The organism is Mycetocola sp. Y442, from assembly GCF_056898615.1.
Genome location: NZ_JBXHBV010000001.1, coordinates 1,277,275 through 1,293,925 on the forward strand (window position 1 = coordinate 1,277,275; position 16,651 = coordinate 1,293,925).

Genomic DNA, 16,651 nt, shown 5'->3' on the forward strand with positions numbered 1-16,651 from the left:
CACGCGGCTGGTCGCCTCCCCGCAAATGGGTGACATGACGCTAACACAGCACCGGCCGGATGACGAGAGTCTGCCGAACGTGAATGGACGAGACGCGCTCCAGCGCAGCGCGGTGGGAGGCTGTGGCGCCGGGCTTAACGAACGGCAGGGCCACGGTTTCCCGTGGCCCTGCGGTTGTGTTTCGGTTACGAACTACTCGGAGATGCGCTCGTAGGTGTTGTCTTCGAGGTACTGGAAGACGCCGATCGTTGCCTCGGTCGGGTCACCGTTCTCGTCGAACGTGACCGGGCCGGAGTTTCCGTCGTAGTCGATCGTCTCGCCATCGTTGAGCAGCTCAGCACACTCGCTGAACGACGTGCACGTGGTACCGTCACCGGAACCACCAGAGACCTCCTGGAGTTTCCCTGCGATGTCCTCGCCGTCGGTGGAGCCTGCCGCCATCGCGGCCAGCGCCAGAAGGACGACGGCGTCGTAGGATTCAGCCGCGTAGCTGTAGTCCTTCAGCTCCTCGTTGCCCTCGCCCTGCCAGAACTCCTGCAGGCGGTCGGTGAAGTCACCGAGGGACTCGGTGTCGAGACCCGGCAGCGTACCCTTGGCGCCCGTGAGGGTACCTGCAGGGAAATCGGCTGAGTAGTCGGCGAGGTTGCCGTCGACGAAGTACAGCTTGTCGGACGGGAACCCGGCGAGCGCGGGAACGATCGTCTTGGTCTCCTCGAACGCGATCAGGGCGATTGCGTCGGGGTTTGCCGCTTTCAGTGCGCTGACCTGAGCGTCGAACGAGGTGTCGCCCGTGTTGTACGACTGCTGTTCGACGACTTCGCCGCCCGCGTTCTCGAACGCCTCTGTCGTGAATTCGGCGAGGCCGGTCCCGTACGAGTCGTTGAGGTAGAGAATGCCGAGGGTTTCGTTGCCGTCTTCAGCGATCAGGTTTCCGAGGACCTCACCCTGCAGCACGTCACTCGGGGCAGTTCGCCAGAACAGCCCGTTGTCGTCCCACGTTGTGAAGTCCGCAGAGGTGTTGGCTGGCGAGAACTGAATCACGCCTTCGCCCGTCACCTGGTCGATGAAGAGCTTGGTCACACCACTGGCGGCTGCGCCAATGATCGCCGAGACGCCCTCCTGAAGAAGTCGCGGCACCTCGGTTGCGTATGCCTTGTTGTCGGTGTCTCCGGAGTCACCGTAGACAACGTCGATCTCGATCCCGAGGTCGGCGTCGTTGATCTCCTTGGCCGCGAGGCCGACTCCTGCTTCCTCGGGCGGGCCGAGGAAGGCGAGGTTGCCTGTCTGCGGCAGCTGCGTGCCGATCTTGAGTGTCAGGTCGCCTGCTGGCTGGTCTGAGTCACCTTCGCCGCCACCTGGGCTGCTGCAACCGGTGAGGACCAGCGCGCTGGCTCCGAGGATTGCGAGAGAACCCAGTGTGATCGTGCGGGTGCGTGAGCGGGAGGCCGTAGCCCGGGTGAAGACGCCCATGTTGCTCCTATGCTGTGTCGTGTATCCAACCGACAGCGCTAAATACTGTCGTGATGCCAACATATTCGAGCAATCGTCACCGAACAATACGTGGGCGTTACATACGTGTAACGGCGACGCAATCGTTACAGTTCAGCGGCATCAGAGCTGTTCTGGCGCTTCAGACGCAGCTTTATTGCGTCGCCGGAGCGATCCGCGCGCACTGATGACCGTGTCCGCCGTTAGGACGACGAGAGCAATCCAGACCAGAATGAACCCGATCCACCGCTCCACCGGCATGGCCTCGTGGAGCACGAGCACCCCGACGAGGAACTGAATCACGGGGGCGAAGAACTGGATGAAGCCCATGTAGACGAGCGGAAGCCGACGCGACGCAGCGGCGAAGAAGAGCAGGGGCACCGCCGTGATCACACCGGTACCGACGAGCAGCACCGTATGAAAGACACTGACCTGTCCGATGGTCAGTCCGGCGGTGGAGCCGACGACGATGAGTTGGACGACGGCGAGGGGCGTGAGCCACGCTGTCTCGAGGGTGAGCCCCGAGACGGCGTCGACGGTCCCCCCGACCCGCTTCTTGATGTAGCCGTAGAGCCCGAAGGAAAAGGCGAGGATCAGGGCAATCCACGGAACGCCGTGCGCGCCGATCGCGAGCACGAGCACCGCGGCAATGCTGATGCCGACCGAGATCCACTGCACGACGCGAAGCTTCTCGCGCAGAAAGAACACGCCGAGAAAAACAGTGACGATGGGATTGATGAAGTAACCGAGCGCCGTCTCGACGACCTGCCCGTTGAGCACTCCGTAGACGTACGTCTGCCAGTTGACGAAGATGAGGACGCCAGCGAGACCGAGGGTGAAAGACACCCGGGGATTCCTGGCGAGCTGGAGAAAGGGAGCCCACCCGCGCGTCACCGTCAGGAGGAACATGCAGAACACCAGCGAGAAGATCACGCGGGCCGCGACAAGCTCGAACGGGCCCGTCGGCGCGAGCAGGAGGAAGTACAGCGGAAGAACGCCCCACAGCGTGTATGCGGTCACGGCGAAAATGAGGCCGGGGCGGCTCAGCGGGGCGTCGGGAGAAGCCACTGCGCCGGTGGCCGCCGCTTCGGGGCCCGCACCGCCTGTCGGACCTGCATTGCCTGTCGGAGCTGCATTGCCTGTCGGGCCTGCACTATTGGCCGGAACCGGCTCTGGGGTCATCTGCACCCATCGATGCTACTCCGCACCTGCGGGGCAACCGCCTGTTAAGACGAAGAAGCCCGGACAGTGAGTCACCGTCCGGGCTTCAGTTCGTTTGAGTTATCGAACCACAACCGCGAGCACGTCGCGAGCCGAGAGGACCAGGTAGTCCTGGCCGTCGAACTTGACCTCGGTTCCGCCGTACTTGGAGTAGATCACCTTGTCGCCGACGGCGACGTCGAGCGGTACTCGGTTGCCGTTGTCGTCGATGCGGCCGGGGCCGACAGCCTCGACGACGCCTTCCTGCGGCTTCTCCTTGGCGGTGTCAGGAATGACGAGACCTGAAGCAGTGGTCTGCTCTGCCTCGACCTGCTTGATGACGATGCGATCCTCGAGCGGCTTGATGCTGACCGACACGGTTGACCTCTTTCTAAACTAAGACTTGAGTTAGCACCCTCACATCGAGAGTGCTAATGCCAGTGTAGGGATCCGTTGGCACTCTCGCAACGTGAGTGCCAACGTAGGGCGAGCGCACAGCATCCGGGTTGATAAGTTTGCACGATGGAGAGAGCCGAACTCGTTGAACTACTGACGCCGGATGGGCTCACCCTCATCGACCAGGTCGGGGGGTCGGATGCCGACACCGACCCGGTTGGGACCGTGTCACGACTGCGCGCGGAAGGCCACTCGCCCGCGCTCGTCGCGGCCGTGCTGACGCAGGTCAGGCTCCGGCGGAAGGCTGTTGGGAAGTTCGGCGAGTTCGCGTCGCGGATGCTCTTCACCGAGGCTGGCCTCGAACAGGCCACCCGGTTGCGCGTCGCCGCACTCCACGCCGGCCGATTCAGCTCGGCGGGACTCACCCGGATTGCTGACCTCGGCTGCGGGATCGGGGGCGACGCCATGGCGATGGCCGCGATGGACCTCGAGGTTACCGCCGTCGACGCCGACGAAGTGACCGCGACAGTCGCCAGCTACAACCTCGCCCCCTTCCCCACCGCCGATGTGAGGCACGCGAAGGCGGAGGACATCGACACGAGCGCATTCGACGGGCTCTATTTCGATCCGGCCAGACGCACCGCCGGGCACTCGAACACCACTCGGCTGACCCGGCCGGAGGATTACAGCCCGTCGCTCGATTTGGTCTTCGGGCGTGCCGCAACGCAGCCCGTCGGTGTCAAACTCGGCCCAGGGTTCGACAGATCACTCATTCCCGACGACGCTGAAGCCCAATGGGTCAGCGTCGATGGGCAGGTCGTCGAGCTCGGCCTGTGGTTCGGCGCCCTCGCCCGCGATGGGGTGCGCCGGTCAGCGCTCGTCCTCGACTCGGCGGGAACCCACGAACTGACCGCTCCCGCCGACAGTGAGGATGTCGACGTGCGTGAGCCCGGCGAATTTCTCTTCGAACCGGACGGCGCGGTCATCCGGGCGAGGCTTATCGGCGACGTTGCGCGCGAGATCGGTGCGGGGATGCTCAGCCCCGGCATTGCCTATCTCACGGGCGACACCGAGGCCCGGACCCCGTTCGCCACGGCGTTCCGCGTGATCGAGAGGTTCCCGCTCGATGAGCGGACACTGAAGCGGGAGCTCGCGAGGCGCGATATCGGGACGCTCGAGGTGAAAAAGCGAGGCGCAGACATCGATCCGGCGGTCTTCCGCAAGCGGATGGCGCTCCGCGGCAGCAAGAGCGCGACGATTGTGCTCACCCGCGTGAACGGCAAGCACGCCGCGCTCCTCTGCGAGCGGATCCCCCGGAACTGACCCGCGGCACAGTCGCTCCAGAAAGTTGACGAAGACCCGCCCGACCCGCAACCCCTCGACACTGTGAGGCGTCCCGTGGTTCTCTGGGATCACACAATGGATCTCACCCAGAAGGAGCGCTCATGACAACTGTCAACGCCGATATCGACGTTCACGTCCCCGTGTCAACCGCATACAACCAGTGGACTCAGTTTGAATCTTTCCCGCAGTTCCTCAGCGGCGTCGACGACGTGACTCAGACGAGCGACACCCAGACCCACTGGAAAGTGTCGATTGCCGGCATCAAACGCGAATTCGACGCTGAGATCACCGAGCAGATCCCCGACACCCGCATCGCGTGGACGAGCACAGACGGCGAAGATCACGCCGGTGTCGTTTCGTTCCACCGCTTGAGCGCGGATGAGACGCGAATCTCGCTGCGGCTCGACTGGTCACCGCAGGGCATCCTCGAGCACGCCGGAGCGCTGCTCCAGGTCGACGACATCCAGATCGGTCACGACCTCAAGAAGTTCAAGAAGCTCATCGAGTCGAACGGCTTCGAGACCGGAGCCTGGCGCGGCGAGGTCGACCGCTCCCCCGACGCAACCGGTCGCTGATGTAGCGCACCCGTCGGCGGTTGACCGCCGTCGGGCCGACGCCGCAGGCCGGCTGGGCTACCCGTGTGAAACGGGAGGGTCCCAGCCGGTCTGTGGCGTTTTGCATGTCCCGCGGAACACGTACTGCGACGGCAGCTTGCGTTCGTGGCTCGTCCAGTCGATAGCGGGGCGGCGCTGTTCCGTCGGCACATAGCCGAGGCGGTACACAGCCATGAGTTCGAGGGAATCGGGCACCTCGAGCAGGTTCTCGATCTTCGCCCACATGCCCGGGACTTCCATCGGGAACGAGACGAACTGGATCCCCATGCCGAGTTCGACGGTGGTCAGCCAGACGTTTTCCATCGCAGCACCCATGCTGAACACCGAATAGAACGAGCTCAGCTCGCCAGGGCGATACTCCGAGCGGTCAAGCATCACGCCGATGAGCAACGGTGAGCCGGCGACGAGCTTGCGGTTCTCTTCACCGAGCTTCTGCGGAACACGCATCGCATTCATGAGCTTCTGGCCACGCTTGGTGAACACCTGTGTGGTGAACGGCCGCAACGCAGCGGGAAGCTTGTCGAACAGCATCCCGTCGCGTCTTTCGGCCATTTCGCTCGCGCTGAAGCGGAAATACGGCTTGTAGCGCTCGAAGAAAGTGCCGTTCGACATCGCCTCGGTCATGCTGTCGCCACTGATTCTCGCAATGGTGTCGATCGTGTCCGGGTCATCGACAATCACGAATCGCCACGGCTGGCTGTTCAACTGTGAGGGGGCGCGACCGGCCACTTCCATCAGCAGACGCTGGTGTTCCTCACTGACCCTGTCCGGCAGGAACGGGCCGTTCGTTGTCTTCCGCCGGCGAACCACATCGAGAAACTCCACGCCTACCTCCAGGCCTTGATCACACTGAGTACGAAAAACGGTGCTGCAGAAAGCGCTGTCCGCACGTGCCTGGGCGACCGTGCGCTCGCCCGCGGTATCACCGCAAGGGGGATCGCCGCTGGCAGGAGAAACAGTCCTGCCCGGTTGCGGCTCCACAGCAGGGAACTGACCGCGATCACGCTCGTTGTCACTGTCGTGATGTAGAGAGCGTGATGAATCCAGCGAAAGTTGCCCGTGTGCACACGGCCTGTCGCAACGCCGGCACCGAGCGCACAGTTGGCCGCGTAGCTGGACGCGGCGACGGCGAAAAGCACCGGTGGAACCCGTTGGGACATGAACCTATCCCGCTGTCGTGGCCGCAATGGTGATCACGCTGTACGCAAGCCAGCCCAGGGAAAGAAGAAGCCCGACCACGCCCGTCACTATGGCGGCGAGGGATCGGCCGGGGGCGTCGACTTCCTTCTTGCGCGCGACGAGGCCGAGGACTATCGCGGCTATCGACAGGGGAAGCGTCCAGCCGAAAATGATGCCGCCGATAACGCCGATGATTCCGAGGATGAGACCGATCAGGCCCATCTTGGGCTTGGGCGGCGCTAGGGGCTTCGGGGACGTGGGGTACTGCGGCTGACCGGAATAACCGGGCGCACCCGCGTACCCCTGCTGACCGGGATACGGCGCAGTCGGTGACCCGTATGCCTGCTGTACCGGCGGCTGCCCCTGAGGGGACGGGACGAATGGCGGCGCATAGCCCGCTGGGGCGAACGCCTGAGGATTGCCGGGCTGAGGGTTGCCAGGCTGAGGCGGCCAGGGAGCCTGCGGCTGACCGGGATTGTGAGGCTGAACGGGATACTGCGCCTGACCGGGGTACTGGCCGGACGCGGGGTACTGGGCCTGACCGGGGTACTGGGCGGATGCCGGGTACTGGGGCGACGCGGGGTACTGGGCGGATGCCGGGTGCTGCTGCTGCTGCTGGCCAGGATACTGCTGACCGTGCGGAGCCTGTGGCTGTGGACCCTGCGGTTGCTGGGCCTGTGACTGCTGGGCCTGTGGCTGTTGGGCCTGAGACTGCTGGCCCGGCGCGTGCTGGGGCTGCTGCTGACCCGGATATGGAGCCCCATACGGTGCCGGGGCACCGGCAGCCGGTGCCGCAACGGGCTGCACCTGCGGGAACGGGTTGACCGGTGGCGCTCCCGCGGAACGGTACGGCGTGGCCGGCGAGGACTGGTGCGGGACCCCACCCGGCTCCGACGTCCGCGGTCGCTCCTGGGGAGCAGCGGTAGCCAGCGGGAAGGGCGAGGATGGTGCGCCCGGCCCCGGTGTTTCGGGTTCGGTCGGCAGTGGCGGCCCCGGCTCGACGGGAGCCGGCACCGTGGGCTCCACCGGTGTCGGCACAGCCGGTTCGGCGGGTCGGGGGGCGATCGGCTCGGCGGGAGTCGGTGCAGCCGGTTCGGTGGGCGACGGCGTCGGTTCACTCGGCGACGGCGGAGTCGGTTGAGCCGGGATCGATGGCACGTTCGGCTCCGGAGTTGTCGGCGGCACCGGTGGCGCCGGGGGAACTCCGTCGGGGCCGTGAGGATCTGACATGGGCGTCTCCTTCATCGCGCGGTGCTAGTGCACCTGGATATCCGTCACAGGAAGTGTTGAATCTGCCGAGAAGTCGAGTGTAGAGGGTGCGTGGCCCGCCATGATGAGCTGCGCGCCCAGTTCGGCGATCATCGCGCCGTTGTCTGTGCACAGGGACAGCGGTGGGATGCGCAGAGCCACTCCCGCCGCGGCAGACCGTTCCGCGGCGAGCGCCCGGACCCGGGCGTTCGCGACGACTCCGCCACCGAGCAGCAACCGCGGCACACCAAAGTCGGCGCAGGCAGCGAGCGCCTTGGTGATGAGCACATCCGCGACCGCCTCCCGGAAGCCGGCGGCGACATCCGCTACTGGCACCTCGAGTCCGGCATCCTGCTTCTGCTCCACCCAGCGCGCAACCGCGGTTTTGAGACCGGAGAACGAGAAGTCGTACCGATGCTTCTCCATGTCTTTCGGTCGGCTGAGTCCGCGCGGGAACCTGATGGCGTTCGGGTCTCCGGCCGCTGCGACCCTGTCGATCTGGGGGCCACCGGGGTACGGGAGCCCAAGAATACGTGCAACCTTGTCGAAAGCTTCTCCTGCGGCATCATCGATCGTCTCACCGAGCAGCTCGACGTCGCTCACGAGATCGCGCACGAGAAGGAGGGAGGTGTGCCCACCGGAAACCAGCAGAGCGATCGTCGGATACTCGAATGGAGTTCCGGAGTCGTCCAGGATGTCGGCACCGACGTGCCCGACGAGGTGGTTGACCGCGTAGAGAGGTTTGTCCAGCGCGACCGCGAGCGCCTTGGCCGCGCCGACGCCGACCATGAGGGCACCCGACAGCCCTGGGCCGCTCGTTACGGCGATGGCGTCGAGGTCATCGAGGGAGATAGCAGCCTCGGCGACAGCGTGGCGGATGGCGGGAACGAGTTCCTCGAGGTGCGCCCGTGCCGCTACCTCGGGAACGACGCCGCCGTACCTCGCGTGCTCGTCCATCGAGGACGCTATGGTGTTGCTCAGCAGCCTCGTCCCCCGCACGATACCGATTCCGGTTTCGTCGCAGGACGTCTCGATCCCCAGAACGAGCGGGTTGGTGCGGTTCATCAGGTCCTCGTTCACTGCGCGCCCACCGCGAGCCCTGGAACGCGGGGCTGAAGGACGAGCTTCATCACAATGGCGTCGACATTGTCCGGCTGGTAGTAGCCGGGCCGCACGGCGATCGCCTCAAACCCGAGGTCGAGGTACAGCGCCTGGGCCGCCGGGTTGTCCTCCCGCACCTCGAGGAACACCTGCCGCGCGCCGCGCTTTCGCGCCTCGCTGAGCAGGGCGCGAACGAGGATGCGGCCGAGTCCCATGCGGCGGACCTCTGCGGCAACAGCGATCGTCTGGATATCGGCGTCGTCGGCGCCCGGTGGGACCATCAGTCCCGCGTAGCCCTCGACGATCTCGGGGGCGCCGACCGGTGTCGCGACGATGTAGTACGTGTTTGCGCTCGCGAGTTCCGAGCGGAGAAGTTCGGCCGACCAGGCATCGGACCCGAAGGTCGACTGCTCGATCGCCAGGATATGCGCGAGGTCCGCGACGGTGGCGCGCCGAATCTGCCAGGTCATGCCGTCACCCGTTTTCCGCCGAGCGACGGTTTCGCGTCCGGCGAGCGCAGGTAGAGCGCCTCGTCCGCGGCGAACGAGCCACCTGTCGAGTAGAGCAGTTCCCCGAGCATGCCGAGTGAACCTGCAGACACCGTCGTTGCGTCGAGCCGCTGAAGATCGCTGTGGCCCAGGTCGTCGGGTTTGGCCAGCCCTGGACCATCCACCCGGGCGGGCGCTCCGTGTTCGTCGACGCCGGAGTATGCCGACCAGTACAGCTCGCGTCTCCTGGCATCGGTGACCACGAGCAGCCCGCCGGTGTTGCCGGAGCGGTACCAGTCGAACGCTATGGCGTCGTGGCTGACGAGAGGGACGAGCGGCTTATCTGCCGCGAGTGCGAACACGCGGGCCGCAGCGATGCCGATTCGAAGCCCGGTGAACGGGCCTGGGCCCATCCCGCAGACGACACCGGAGAGAGCGGATGCGTCGACACCGGCCTCCTGCATGACCTCACGGAGCAGCGAACCCACCACTTCGGCGTGGCTCATCGTGTCGCCTGTGGTCCGCTCGGCGAGAACACCGCCGTCGCGATCGACCACAGCGACGCTGGTTCCCGTGGATGAATCTATGGCGAGGAGCACGGATCAAGCCTACGCGGTCACCGGAGGCTCAGAGATCGTGATGCGGACCCGGCGAGGCTCGTCGGTCTCGTCCACGTCGGCACCGTCCGCGTCGGCCTTGTTCACGCCAGCCTCGTGCTCGAGAGCTGACACGTCTTCGCCGTCACCGGCATCCGCCTGTATTCCATTCGAAGAATGCACCTGCTGGCCCGCCCCCGTCGGACGCTCGATCTCCACGTCGAGCCACCGTGAGGCGATGCCGTCGAGCATGCCGCGTCCCCACTCGACGATGACGACGCTGCCCGCGAAGTCGATGTCGAGGTCGTCGAGTTCGACCGCGCTTGACAGCCGGTAGGCATCCACGTGAACGAGCGGTGGACCATCCGACAGGCTCGGGTGGGTGCGCGCCAGCACGAACGTGGGACTCGTCACCGGTCCTCGAACGCCGAGTCCCTCACCGATCCCGCGGGTGAGCGTCGTCTTTCCAGCGCCGAGCGGGCCGGTGAGCACGAGGAGATCCCCCGCTCGGAGGGACCGGCCGAGGCTGATCCCCAGTTCGTGCATGTCGTCGGCCGTCGCGACGACGGAGTCGAACGGGAGCTCGATCACGAGCCGGCACCGTAAACGCGGTGCACCCTGGCTCCGATGCGCGTGACGATTTCGTAGTTGACCGTCCCCGCTACCGTCGCCCAGTCCGTCGCGCTCGGCGCGCCGGTGGCGGGGTCACCAAAGATCACCACATCGTCTCCGGTCGACACAGCGGCGTCACCAACGGCGACAACGAACTGATCCATAGCGATCCTGCCCGCGATCTGGTGCACTCCCCCGCCGATCAGAACACGACCGGCGTTGGATGCCTGGCGGGGGATGCCGTCGCCGTAGCCGAGCGGGACAAGGGCGAGGGTCGTCTCCTCCGGAGCGCGGTAGGTATAGCTGTACGAGACGCCCTTTCCCGCCGGTACCCGCCGGATGGCGGCAACCGACGCTCGAAGGGTCATCGCGGGGATGAGTCCGAGGTCGCTCGATTCGGCATCGTCGAACGGCGAGAGTCCGTAGAGCCCGAGACCGATGCGCACCGTGTTGAAGCGCGTCTCCGGCAGCCGGATCGCCGCAGCGGTGGCAGCGAGGTGCACGAGCTCCGGACGGAGTCCGTGTTGTGTTGCCAGCCGGACACCCGCGTCGAATTCCCTGGCCGCTTGGCGATCGTCATCGTCGGAGGCATTGGAGAGGTGCGAGAAAATGCCGCGCACGTGAATCCGTCCGGTGCGCTCGAGTTCGGCGGCGCGGGAGAATGCCCGGGGCCAGTCGGAAGCGTCGAGTCCATTGCGGGACAGACCGGTGTCCAGCTTGAGGTGGATTTCGATGGGCGCGTCGCCAGCGGCATCCGCTACCTTCTCCAACTGGTCGATCGAGGAGACGCCGACGTCGATGCCGCGGTGCCCTGCAGCCGTGAATTCAGTGTCGGGGCCGTGCAGCCAGCACAGGACCGGCGCCGTGATTCCGGCGTCCCTGAGTTCGAGCGCCTCGACGAGGTCTGCCGTTCCCAGCCAGTCTGCGCCGCCGGCGAGGGCGGCGCGCGCAGCTTGCACCGCGCCGTGGCCGTAGCCGTCCGCCTTGACGACCGCGATGATGTGGTCCGTCCCGACGACACCAGCCAGGTGACGGATGTTGTGCGTCATGGCATCCGTGTCGATCACTGCTTCACGGAACCCGATCATGCCTTCTCTTCTTTCTGCGAGGCCTGTGCCTCGGTACCCGACTGCGACCGGTCTGGGTCGTTTCGCTCGGCAATGACGAATGCAATCGCCGCTCCGGCATCGTGGCTCATCGAGAGGTGAAGCCGATCGATGCCGCGGGCTTCGATCACCTTCGCTGTCTCGCCGGTGATCTCGAAGCCGGGGTCGCCCTCATCACTGTTCGACACAACGATGTCGAGCCAGCGCACGCCGTCGGAACTGCCCAGCGCCTTGATCAGTGCTTCCTTCGCGGCAAACCGGCCGGCGAGTGAGCGCAACGGTCGCGACCGTTCGCTCTCAGCGAACAGGCGCTCACGCAGGCGAGGCGTGCGGTCGACAGCACGTTCGAAGCGGGCAAGGTCGACCAGGTCGACCCCGATACCGACGATCACGCTGCTCCCTTCGCTTGCCTTCCGTCGTGCACCCGCGGAGGGTGCGGCGGCTGCTACTCGACGGTCACCGACTTGGCGAGGTTGCGCGGCTGGTCGACGTCGAGTCCCTTCGCGATCGCCAGTTCCATCGCGAAGATCTGCAGCGGGATGACGGCGAGCAACGGCTCGAAGAGTGGCGCGGCCAGCGGGATCCGGATGACCGTGTCGGCAAAGGGAAGCACCGCTGCGTCGCCCTCTTCTGCGATCGCGATGATCCTGGCCCCACGAGCGCGGATCTCCTGGATGTTGGACACAACTTTGGAGTGCAGCATCGCGGAGCCACGGGGGCTCGGCACAACGACGAACACCGGCTGGCCCGGTTCGATCAGGGCGATGGGACCGTGCTTGAGCTCACCGGCGGCGAACCCTTCGGCGTGGATGTAGGCGAGCTCCTTGAGCTTGAGGGCGCCCTCGAGAGCGATCGGGTACCCGACGTGGCGGCCCAGGAACAGCACTGCCCGGGAGTCACTCATCCAGTGCGCCAGCTGTTCGACGACACCGCTCTCGTCGAGGATCGTGGCGATCTTCGCCGGAACGGCGAGGAGCTCTGCCGACTGCTCGGCGAGAACGTCTGCGGGCTGAGCGCCACGGACGCGGGCGAGGTGGAGTGCAAAGAGGTAAAGCGCGGTGATCTGGGCGACGAACGCCTTGGTCGACGCGACAGCAACCTCGGGGCCGGCGTGGGTGTACACGACGGCGTCGGACTCGCGAGGGATCGTTGCTCCCTGCGTGTTGCAGATCGAGAGCGTCTTGGCGCCCTTCTCGCTGGCGTACTTCACGGCCATGAGGGTGTCCATGGTCTCACCGGACTGGCTGATCGAGACGACCAGTGTCTGCGGGGTGATGACCGGCTCGCGGTAGCGGAACTCGTGGCTGAGCTCGACATCGACCGGGATTCCGGCCCACTTCTCGAGCGCGTATTTGGCGGTCTGGCCCGCGTAAGCGGCGGTTCCGCAGGCGATGACGACGATGCGGTTGATGTCGACGAAGAGTTCATCGAGACCGTTGAGCTCGGGGATGACGACCTGGCCGTCTGCATCGATGCGGCCGCGCAGGGTGTTGGCGACGGCATCCGGTTCTTCGGAAATCTCCTTGGCCATGAAGCTCGGCCAGCCGCCCTTGTCTGCTGCGCTGGCGTCCCACTGGATCTCGAAGGGCTCGACCTCGACGGGAGCACCGAAGAAGTCGGTGACCTCGACCTTGTCCGGCGTGATGGAGACGATCTGGTCCTGGCCGATGGCGAGGGCGTTCCTGGTGTATTCAACGAATGCGGCGACGTCCGAAGCGAGGAAGTTCTCACCATCGCCGAGCCCGATCACGAGCGGCGAGTTGCGGCGTGCGCCGACGACGATGCCCGGCTCGTTTTCGTGCACAGCGAGGAGCGTGAAAGCGCCATCGAGCCGTGCCACGACGTTCTGGAATGCCTCGCGGAGGTCCTGCGTCTTGCGGTACTCACGGCCGAGCAGCACAGCGGCGACCTCGGAGTCCGTGTCGCTCTCGAAAGTGAAGCCTTCGTCGAGCAGCTCCTGCTTGAGCGGGGAGAAGTTTTCGATGATGCCGTTGTGGATGAGCGCGAGCTTGCCGTCGTCACCGAGGTGCGGGTGCGCGTTCTGGTCGGTCGGTGCTCCGTGCGTCGCCCAGCGGGTGTGGCCGATGCCTGTACGGCTGACTTCGATGGCTCCCGACTTGAGGTCGTCTGCGAGAACAGCGAGCTTGCCCGCCCGCTTCCGCGTGCGGAGAACACCGTTCTCGTCGATGACGGCGACGCCTGCGGAGTCGTAACCGCGATACTCGAGCCGACTCAGCCCTCCGACAAGTACATCGATGCTGTCATTTCCGCCTACGTATCCCACGATTCCACACATGGGGTCAAGAATAGCCGCAATAGACTGGGAGCCTTATGTCTGACCACGGAGACGGCCATCACAATGGCACCCAGAGCACGCCGTTCGTTGAAATCGACAGGTCGGACTGGGCACGACTCGCCCCGAACACACCGTCGCCACTGACCGACGCGGAGGTTGTGCAGCTTCGGGGCCTCGGCGACCGACTGGACATGACCGAGGTAGCGGAGGTGTATCTGCCGATCAGCCGGCTGCTGAGCCTGTACGTCGCCGCGGCGAAGCGGTTGCACGATTCGACCATGTCGTTCCTCGGCGAAACCACTGACCGCACCCCGTTCGTGATCGGTGTGGCCGGGTCTGTCGCGGTCGGCAAGTCCACCGTCGCCCGGCTCCTGCGGGAACTCATGGCCCGCTGGCCGGACACCCCGCGTGTCGAACTCATCACGACCGACGGGTTTCTCTACCCGAACGCCGAACTCGAGCGTCGCGGCATCATGGGCCGCAAAGGGTTTCCAGAGGCGTACGACCGCCGGGCGCTGCTCCGCTTCGTGAGCGCGGTCAAGAGCGGGGCGCCGGAGGTACGTGCGCCGTTCTACTCCCACCTCAAGTACGACATAGTTCCTGACGCGCAGGTTGTGGTTAGACGCCCGGATGTGCTCATCGTCGAGGGCCTCAATGTCCTTCAGCCCGCGGGGAACGGGCACCGGCTGACGGTTGCTGACCTCTTCGACTTCAGCATCTTCGTCGACGCCCGCACGAGCGATATCGCCACCTGGTACGAGGAACGCTTCATGGCACTGCAGCGCGGTGCCTTCACCAACCCCAACTCGTACTTCAACGTGTACGCGGATCTCACCGAGGATGAAGCGCGCGAACGGGCACGCTACTTCTGGCGTGAGGTCAACGAGCCGAACCTCATTGACAACATCCGCCCGACCAAAGCGCGAGCCAAACTCGTCCTGCGAAAGGCGTCAGACCACAAGGTCAGCTCGGTTCTCCTCCGCAAGGTGTGAGAGCGCTGCGGCAGGCAGGACGCCGGCATAACCAGGCGCGCTGAACGCGGAGCCTGAGGGGTCGCACACTCGCGTCCTGGTGAACGGTGGGTAAGGGGCGACCCTAGACCGCGAGCCGTACCCGGACCACGTCCGCGATCTGGTGAGCCAGGCGGTCGGCGGTCAGCTGGTCAGCAGCCTCGACCATCACGCGAACCAGCTGTTCGGTTCCGCTTGGACGCAACAGCACCCGACCGGTATCACCCAGCTCGGTTTCGGCGGCGCGGACGACGTCAGCGAGCACCTCATCCTTGTGGATGCCCTCGCGATCCACGTCCCGCACGTTCACGAGAATCTGTGGGTAGACGGTCATCACGCTCGCGAGCTCTGCAGCGGTCTTGCCGGTTCGGGCCATCTCAGCCGCCAGGTGAAGTCCGGTGAGGATGCCGTCGCCTGTCGTCGCGAACTCACTCATGATGACGTGCCCGGACTGTTCACCACCGAGCGCGAATTTGCCGCCGTCCATCGCCTCGAGGACGTAACGGTCGCCGACCTTGGTGTGCACCATCGAGATACCGTGCTGCTCCATGGCCATGCGCAGCCCGAGGTTGCTCATCACCGTGGCGACGAGCGTGTTGTCGGTCAGCCGGCCGCGTTCCTTCATGGAAACGGCCAGGATCGCCATGATCTGGTCTCCGTCGATGACCTTGCCGTTCGCGTCGACGGCGAGGCAGCGGTCAGCATCGCCGTCGTGGGCGATACCGATGTCGGCACCGTGCTCGAGCACAGCTTCGGCCAGCAGGTCGAGGTGAGTCGAGCCGACGCCATCGTTGATGTTCATACCGTCGGGATCGTTTCCGATGACGGTGACCCGGGCGCCCGCATCGCGGAACACCTCGGGTGACACTCCGGCAGCTGCGCCGTGCGCACAGTCGAGGACCACGTGGATCCCATCGAGCCTGTGGGGCAAACTGCCGAGCAGGTGCAGGACGTAACGGTCTTCCGCGTCGGCGAAGCGGCGGATGCGACCGACGTCGGCGCCGGTGGGAGCCCAGTTGGGTTCGTCGAGGTGCTCTTCAATGCGCGTCTCGACGGCGTCGGGAAGCTTGGTGCCTCCGCGAGCGAAGATTTTGATTCCGTTGTCTGGCGCCGGGTTGTGGCTCGCCGAGATCATGACGCCGAAGTCGGCGTCGATGTCTGCGATCAGGAACGCGGCGGCTGGGGTCGGAATAACCCCGGCGTCGAGGACGTCGACGCCGCTCGAAGCCAATCCTGCGGCAACGGCCGCCGACAGGAACTCTCCGGAGATACGGGGGTCGCGTGCGAGCACGGCGACGGGCCTTTTACCTTCAGCACGACGGGCCTCAGCACTTCGGCCCTGCCCAAGCACCACAGCGGTGGCTTGGGCAAGGCCGAGAGCGAGGTCTGCCGTCAGGTCCTTGTTCGCGAGGCCGCGAACACCATCAGTACCAAACAGGCGAGGCATAGAAAGCAGTCCTGATCCGAGGCGCGGTTAGCGCTTCGAGAACTGGGGAGCCTTACGAGCCTTCTTGAGACCGGCCTTCTTGCGCTCCTTGACGCGAGCGTCACGCGAGAGGAATCCGGCCTTCTTCAGGGTTGCGCGGTTGTTCTCTTCGTCGATCTGGTTGAGCGCACGGGCGATGCCGAGGCGCAGCGCGCCGGCCTGGCCTGAAGGGCCACCGCCGGAGATGCGAGCGATGACGTCGTAGCCGCCAGCCAGGTCGAGGATGGTGAACGGGTCGTTGATGAGCTGCTGGTGCAGCTTGTTCGGGAAGTACTCGGCAAGCTCACGGCCGTTGACCGTGATGGTGCCGGTTCCCGGGATGAGCCGAACGCGGGCAATAGCCTGCTTACGACGGCCAACTGCTGCTCCGGGCACGCTCAGTGCGGGACGGGCTGCCTTGGGAGCTGCCTCGACCGGCGTTTCGGTGGAGAAGCTCTCCGGGGTCTCTGCGATGGAATCTGCGATCTTCGCCACTGTAGGAATCCTT

At 65.4% G+C, this 16,651-nt stretch carries 18 protein-coding genes; 3 read left to right on the forward strand and 15 right to left on the reverse strand.

Going from position 1 to position 16,651, the window contains the following annotated elements; genetic code table 11:
* Positions 1 to 192: 192 nt before the first annotated feature.
* The 3 genes from AC1X6S_RS06050 to groES form a co-directional block, all read right to left on the reverse strand.
* Entirely contained in the window at positions 193 to 1,470 is a 1,278-nt protein-coding gene (locus tag AC1X6S_RS06050; protein ID WP_483404854.1) for an ABC transporter substrate-binding protein, read from the reverse strand.
* Between the two features lie 141 nt (positions 1,471 to 1,611).
* Complete coding sequence (gene rarD, locus AC1X6S_RS06055; RefSeq protein ID WP_483404988.1) at positions 1,612 to 2,670, reverse strand: EamA family transporter RarD; 1,059 nt, start codon at positions 2,668 to 2,670, stop codon at positions 1,612 to 1,614.
* A gap of 99 nt (positions 2,671 to 2,769) precedes the next feature.
* Positions 2,770 to 3,066, reverse strand: a complete 297-nt coding sequence (groES, locus tag AC1X6S_RS06060; RefSeq protein WP_108391728.1) for a co-chaperone GroES — start codon at positions 3,064 to 3,066, stop codon at positions 2,770 to 2,772.
* 144 nt (positions 3,067 to 3,210) lie between these two features.
* Here groES and AC1X6S_RS06065 point away from each other — a divergent pair, with 144 nt between their 5' ends.
* Together AC1X6S_RS06065 and AC1X6S_RS06070 are read left to right on the forward strand one after the other, a co-directional pair.
* On the forward strand, positions 3,211 to 4,407 hold the full coding sequence (locus AC1X6S_RS06065; protein ID WP_483404855.1) for a class I SAM-dependent methyltransferase: 1,197 nt from the start codon (positions 3,211 to 3,213) through the stop codon (positions 4,405 to 4,407).
* A 122-nt stretch (positions 4,408 to 4,529) separates the two neighbouring features.
* Positions 4,530 to 5,003, forward strand: a complete 474-nt coding sequence (locus AC1X6S_RS06070) for an SRPBCC family protein (RefSeq protein WP_483404856.1) — start codon at positions 4,530 to 4,532, stop codon at positions 5,001 to 5,003.
* 57 nt (positions 5,004 to 5,060) lie between these two features.
* Here the strand turns inward: AC1X6S_RS06070 and AC1X6S_RS06075 are convergent, their stop codons facing one another.
* The 10 genes from AC1X6S_RS06075 to glmS are packed head-to-tail and all read right to left on the reverse strand — an operon-like array spanning position 5,061 to position 13,668.
* Entirely contained in the window at positions 5,061 to 5,867 is an 807-nt protein-coding gene (locus AC1X6S_RS06075) for a nitroreductase family protein (protein WP_483404857.1), read from the reverse strand.
* A gap of 2 nt (positions 5,868 to 5,869) precedes the next feature.
* A complete protein-coding gene (locus AC1X6S_RS06080) occupies positions 5,870 to 6,202 on the reverse strand; it encodes a hypothetical protein (RefSeq protein ID WP_483404858.1) in 333 nt (110 codons plus the stop codon).
* A 4-nt stretch (positions 6,203 to 6,206) separates the two neighbouring features.
* Positions 6,207 to 7,451 (reverse strand): DUF4190 domain-containing protein, encoded by a 1,245-nt coding sequence (locus AC1X6S_RS06085; protein WP_483404859.1) that lies wholly within the window; start codon positions 7,449 to 7,451, stop codon positions 6,207 to 6,209.
* Between the two features lie 24 nt (positions 7,452 to 7,475).
* Complete coding sequence (gene tsaD, locus AC1X6S_RS06090) at positions 7,476 to 8,534, reverse strand: tRNA (adenosine(37)-N6)-threonylcarbamoyltransferase complex transferase subunit TsaD (protein ID WP_483404860.1); 1,059 nt, start codon at positions 8,532 to 8,534, stop codon at positions 7,476 to 7,478.
* Positions 8,535 to 8,545: 11 nt separating this feature from the next.
* Positions 8,546 to 9,040 (reverse strand): ribosomal protein S18-alanine N-acetyltransferase, encoded by a 495-nt coding sequence (gene rimI / locus AC1X6S_RS06095; RefSeq protein ID WP_483404861.1) that lies wholly within the window; start codon positions 9,038 to 9,040, stop codon positions 8,546 to 8,548.
* Positions 9,037 to 9,657: a tRNA (adenosine(37)-N6)-threonylcarbamoyltransferase complex dimerization subunit type 1 TsaB gene (gene tsaB, locus AC1X6S_RS06100; protein WP_483404862.1), complete on the reverse strand. Its 621-nt coding sequence runs from the start codon at positions 9,655 to 9,657 to the stop codon at positions 9,037 to 9,039. The genes rimI and tsaB overlap by 4 nt, the downstream gene beginning before the upstream one ends.
* Before the next feature lie 9 nt (positions 9,658 to 9,666).
* On the reverse strand, positions 9,667 to 10,200 hold the full coding sequence (gene tsaE, locus AC1X6S_RS06105; RefSeq protein WP_483404989.1) for a tRNA (adenosine(37)-N6)-threonylcarbamoyltransferase complex ATPase subunit type 1 TsaE: 534 nt from the start codon (positions 10,198 to 10,200) through the stop codon (positions 9,667 to 9,669).
* 41 nt (positions 10,201 to 10,241) lie between these two features.
* On the reverse strand, positions 10,242 to 11,354 hold the full coding sequence (alr, locus tag AC1X6S_RS06110; RefSeq protein WP_483404863.1) for an alanine racemase: 1,113 nt from the start codon (positions 11,352 to 11,354) through the stop codon (positions 10,242 to 10,244).
* Entirely contained in the window at positions 11,351 to 11,764 is a 414-nt protein-coding gene (locus tag AC1X6S_RS06115; RefSeq protein ID WP_483404864.1) for a holo-ACP synthase, read from the reverse strand. Before AC1X6S_RS06115 ends, alr begins: the two co-directional genes overlap by 4 nt.
* 53 nt (positions 11,765 to 11,817) lie before the next feature.
* Positions 11,818 to 13,668, reverse strand: coding sequence for a glutamine--fructose-6-phosphate transaminase (isomerizing) (gene glmS / locus AC1X6S_RS06120; RefSeq protein WP_483404865.1), 1,851 nt, complete (start codon positions 13,666 to 13,668; stop codon positions 11,818 to 11,820).
* A 35-nt stretch (positions 13,669 to 13,703) separates the two neighbouring features.
* On the opposite strand from glmS, the gene coaA reads away from it, so the two are divergent.
* The gene (gene coaA / locus AC1X6S_RS06125) at positions 13,704 to 14,660 is read left to right on the forward strand and encodes a type I pantothenate kinase (RefSeq protein ID WP_483404866.1); all 957 of its coding nucleotides are present in this window, start codon (positions 13,704 to 13,706) and stop codon (positions 14,658 to 14,660) included.
* A 103-nt stretch (positions 14,661 to 14,763) separates the two neighbouring features.
* Here the strand turns inward: coaA and glmM are convergent, their stop codons facing one another.
* Both glmM and rpsI read right to left on the reverse strand, forming a co-directional pair.
* Positions 14,764 to 16,125: a phosphoglucosamine mutase gene (gene glmM / locus AC1X6S_RS06130; RefSeq protein ID WP_483404867.1), complete on the reverse strand. Its 1,362-nt coding sequence runs from the start codon at positions 16,123 to 16,125 to the stop codon at positions 14,764 to 14,766.
* Between the two features lie 27 nt (positions 16,126 to 16,152).
* Positions 16,153 to 16,638, reverse strand: a complete 486-nt coding sequence (rpsI, locus tag AC1X6S_RS06135) for a 30S ribosomal protein S9 (RefSeq protein ID WP_483404868.1) — start codon at positions 16,636 to 16,638, stop codon at positions 16,153 to 16,155.
* Positions 16,639 to 16,651: the final 13 nt, after the last annotated feature.

Coding starts and splice junctions, on each gene's coding strand:
- alr (WP_483404863.1), bottom strand. CDS start 11,354: ATGATCGGGTTCCGTGAAGCAGTGATCGACACGGATGCCATGACGCAC.
- coaA (WP_483404866.1), top strand. CDS start 13,704: ATGTCTGACCACGGAGACGGCCATCACAATGGCACCCAGAGCACGCCG.
- AC1X6S_RS06065 (WP_483404855.1), top strand. CDS start 3,211: ATGGAGAGAGCCGAACTCGTTGAACTACTGACGCCGGATGGGCTCACC.
- AC1X6S_RS06080 (WP_483404858.1), bottom strand. CDS start 6,202: ATGTCCCAACGGGTTCCACCGGTGCTTTTCGCCGTCGCCGCGTCCAGC.
- AC1X6S_RS06085 (WP_483404859.1), bottom strand. CDS start 7,451: ATGTCAGATCCTCACGGCCCCGACGGAGTTCCCCCGGCGCCACCGGTG.
- AC1X6S_RS06050 (WP_483404854.1), bottom strand. CDS start 1,470: ATGGGCGTCTTCACCCGGGCTACGGCCTCCCGCTCACGCACCCGCACG.
- tsaE (WP_483404989.1), bottom strand. CDS start 10,200: ATGCACGAACTGGGGATCAGCCTCGGCCGGTCCCTCCGAGCGGGGGAT.
- rimI (WP_483404861.1), bottom strand. CDS start 9,040: ATGACCTGGCAGATTCGGCGCGCCACCGTCGCGGACCTCGCGCATATC.
- glmM (WP_483404867.1), bottom strand. CDS start 16,125: ATGCCTCGCCTGTTTGGTACTGATGGTGTTCGCGGCCTCGCGAACAAG.
- AC1X6S_RS06070 (WP_483404856.1), top strand. CDS start 4,530: ATGACAACTGTCAACGCCGATATCGACGTTCACGTCCCCGTGTCAACC.
- tsaD (WP_483404860.1), bottom strand. CDS start 8,534: ATGAACCGCACCAACCCGCTCGTTCTGGGGATCGAGACGTCCTGCGAC.
- glmS (WP_483404865.1), bottom strand. CDS start 13,668: ATGTGTGGAATCGTGGGATACGTAGGCGGAAATGACAGCATCGATGTA.
- rarD (WP_483404988.1), bottom strand. CDS start 2,670: ATGACCCCAGAGCCGGTTCCGGCCAATAGTGCAGGCCCGACAGGCAAT.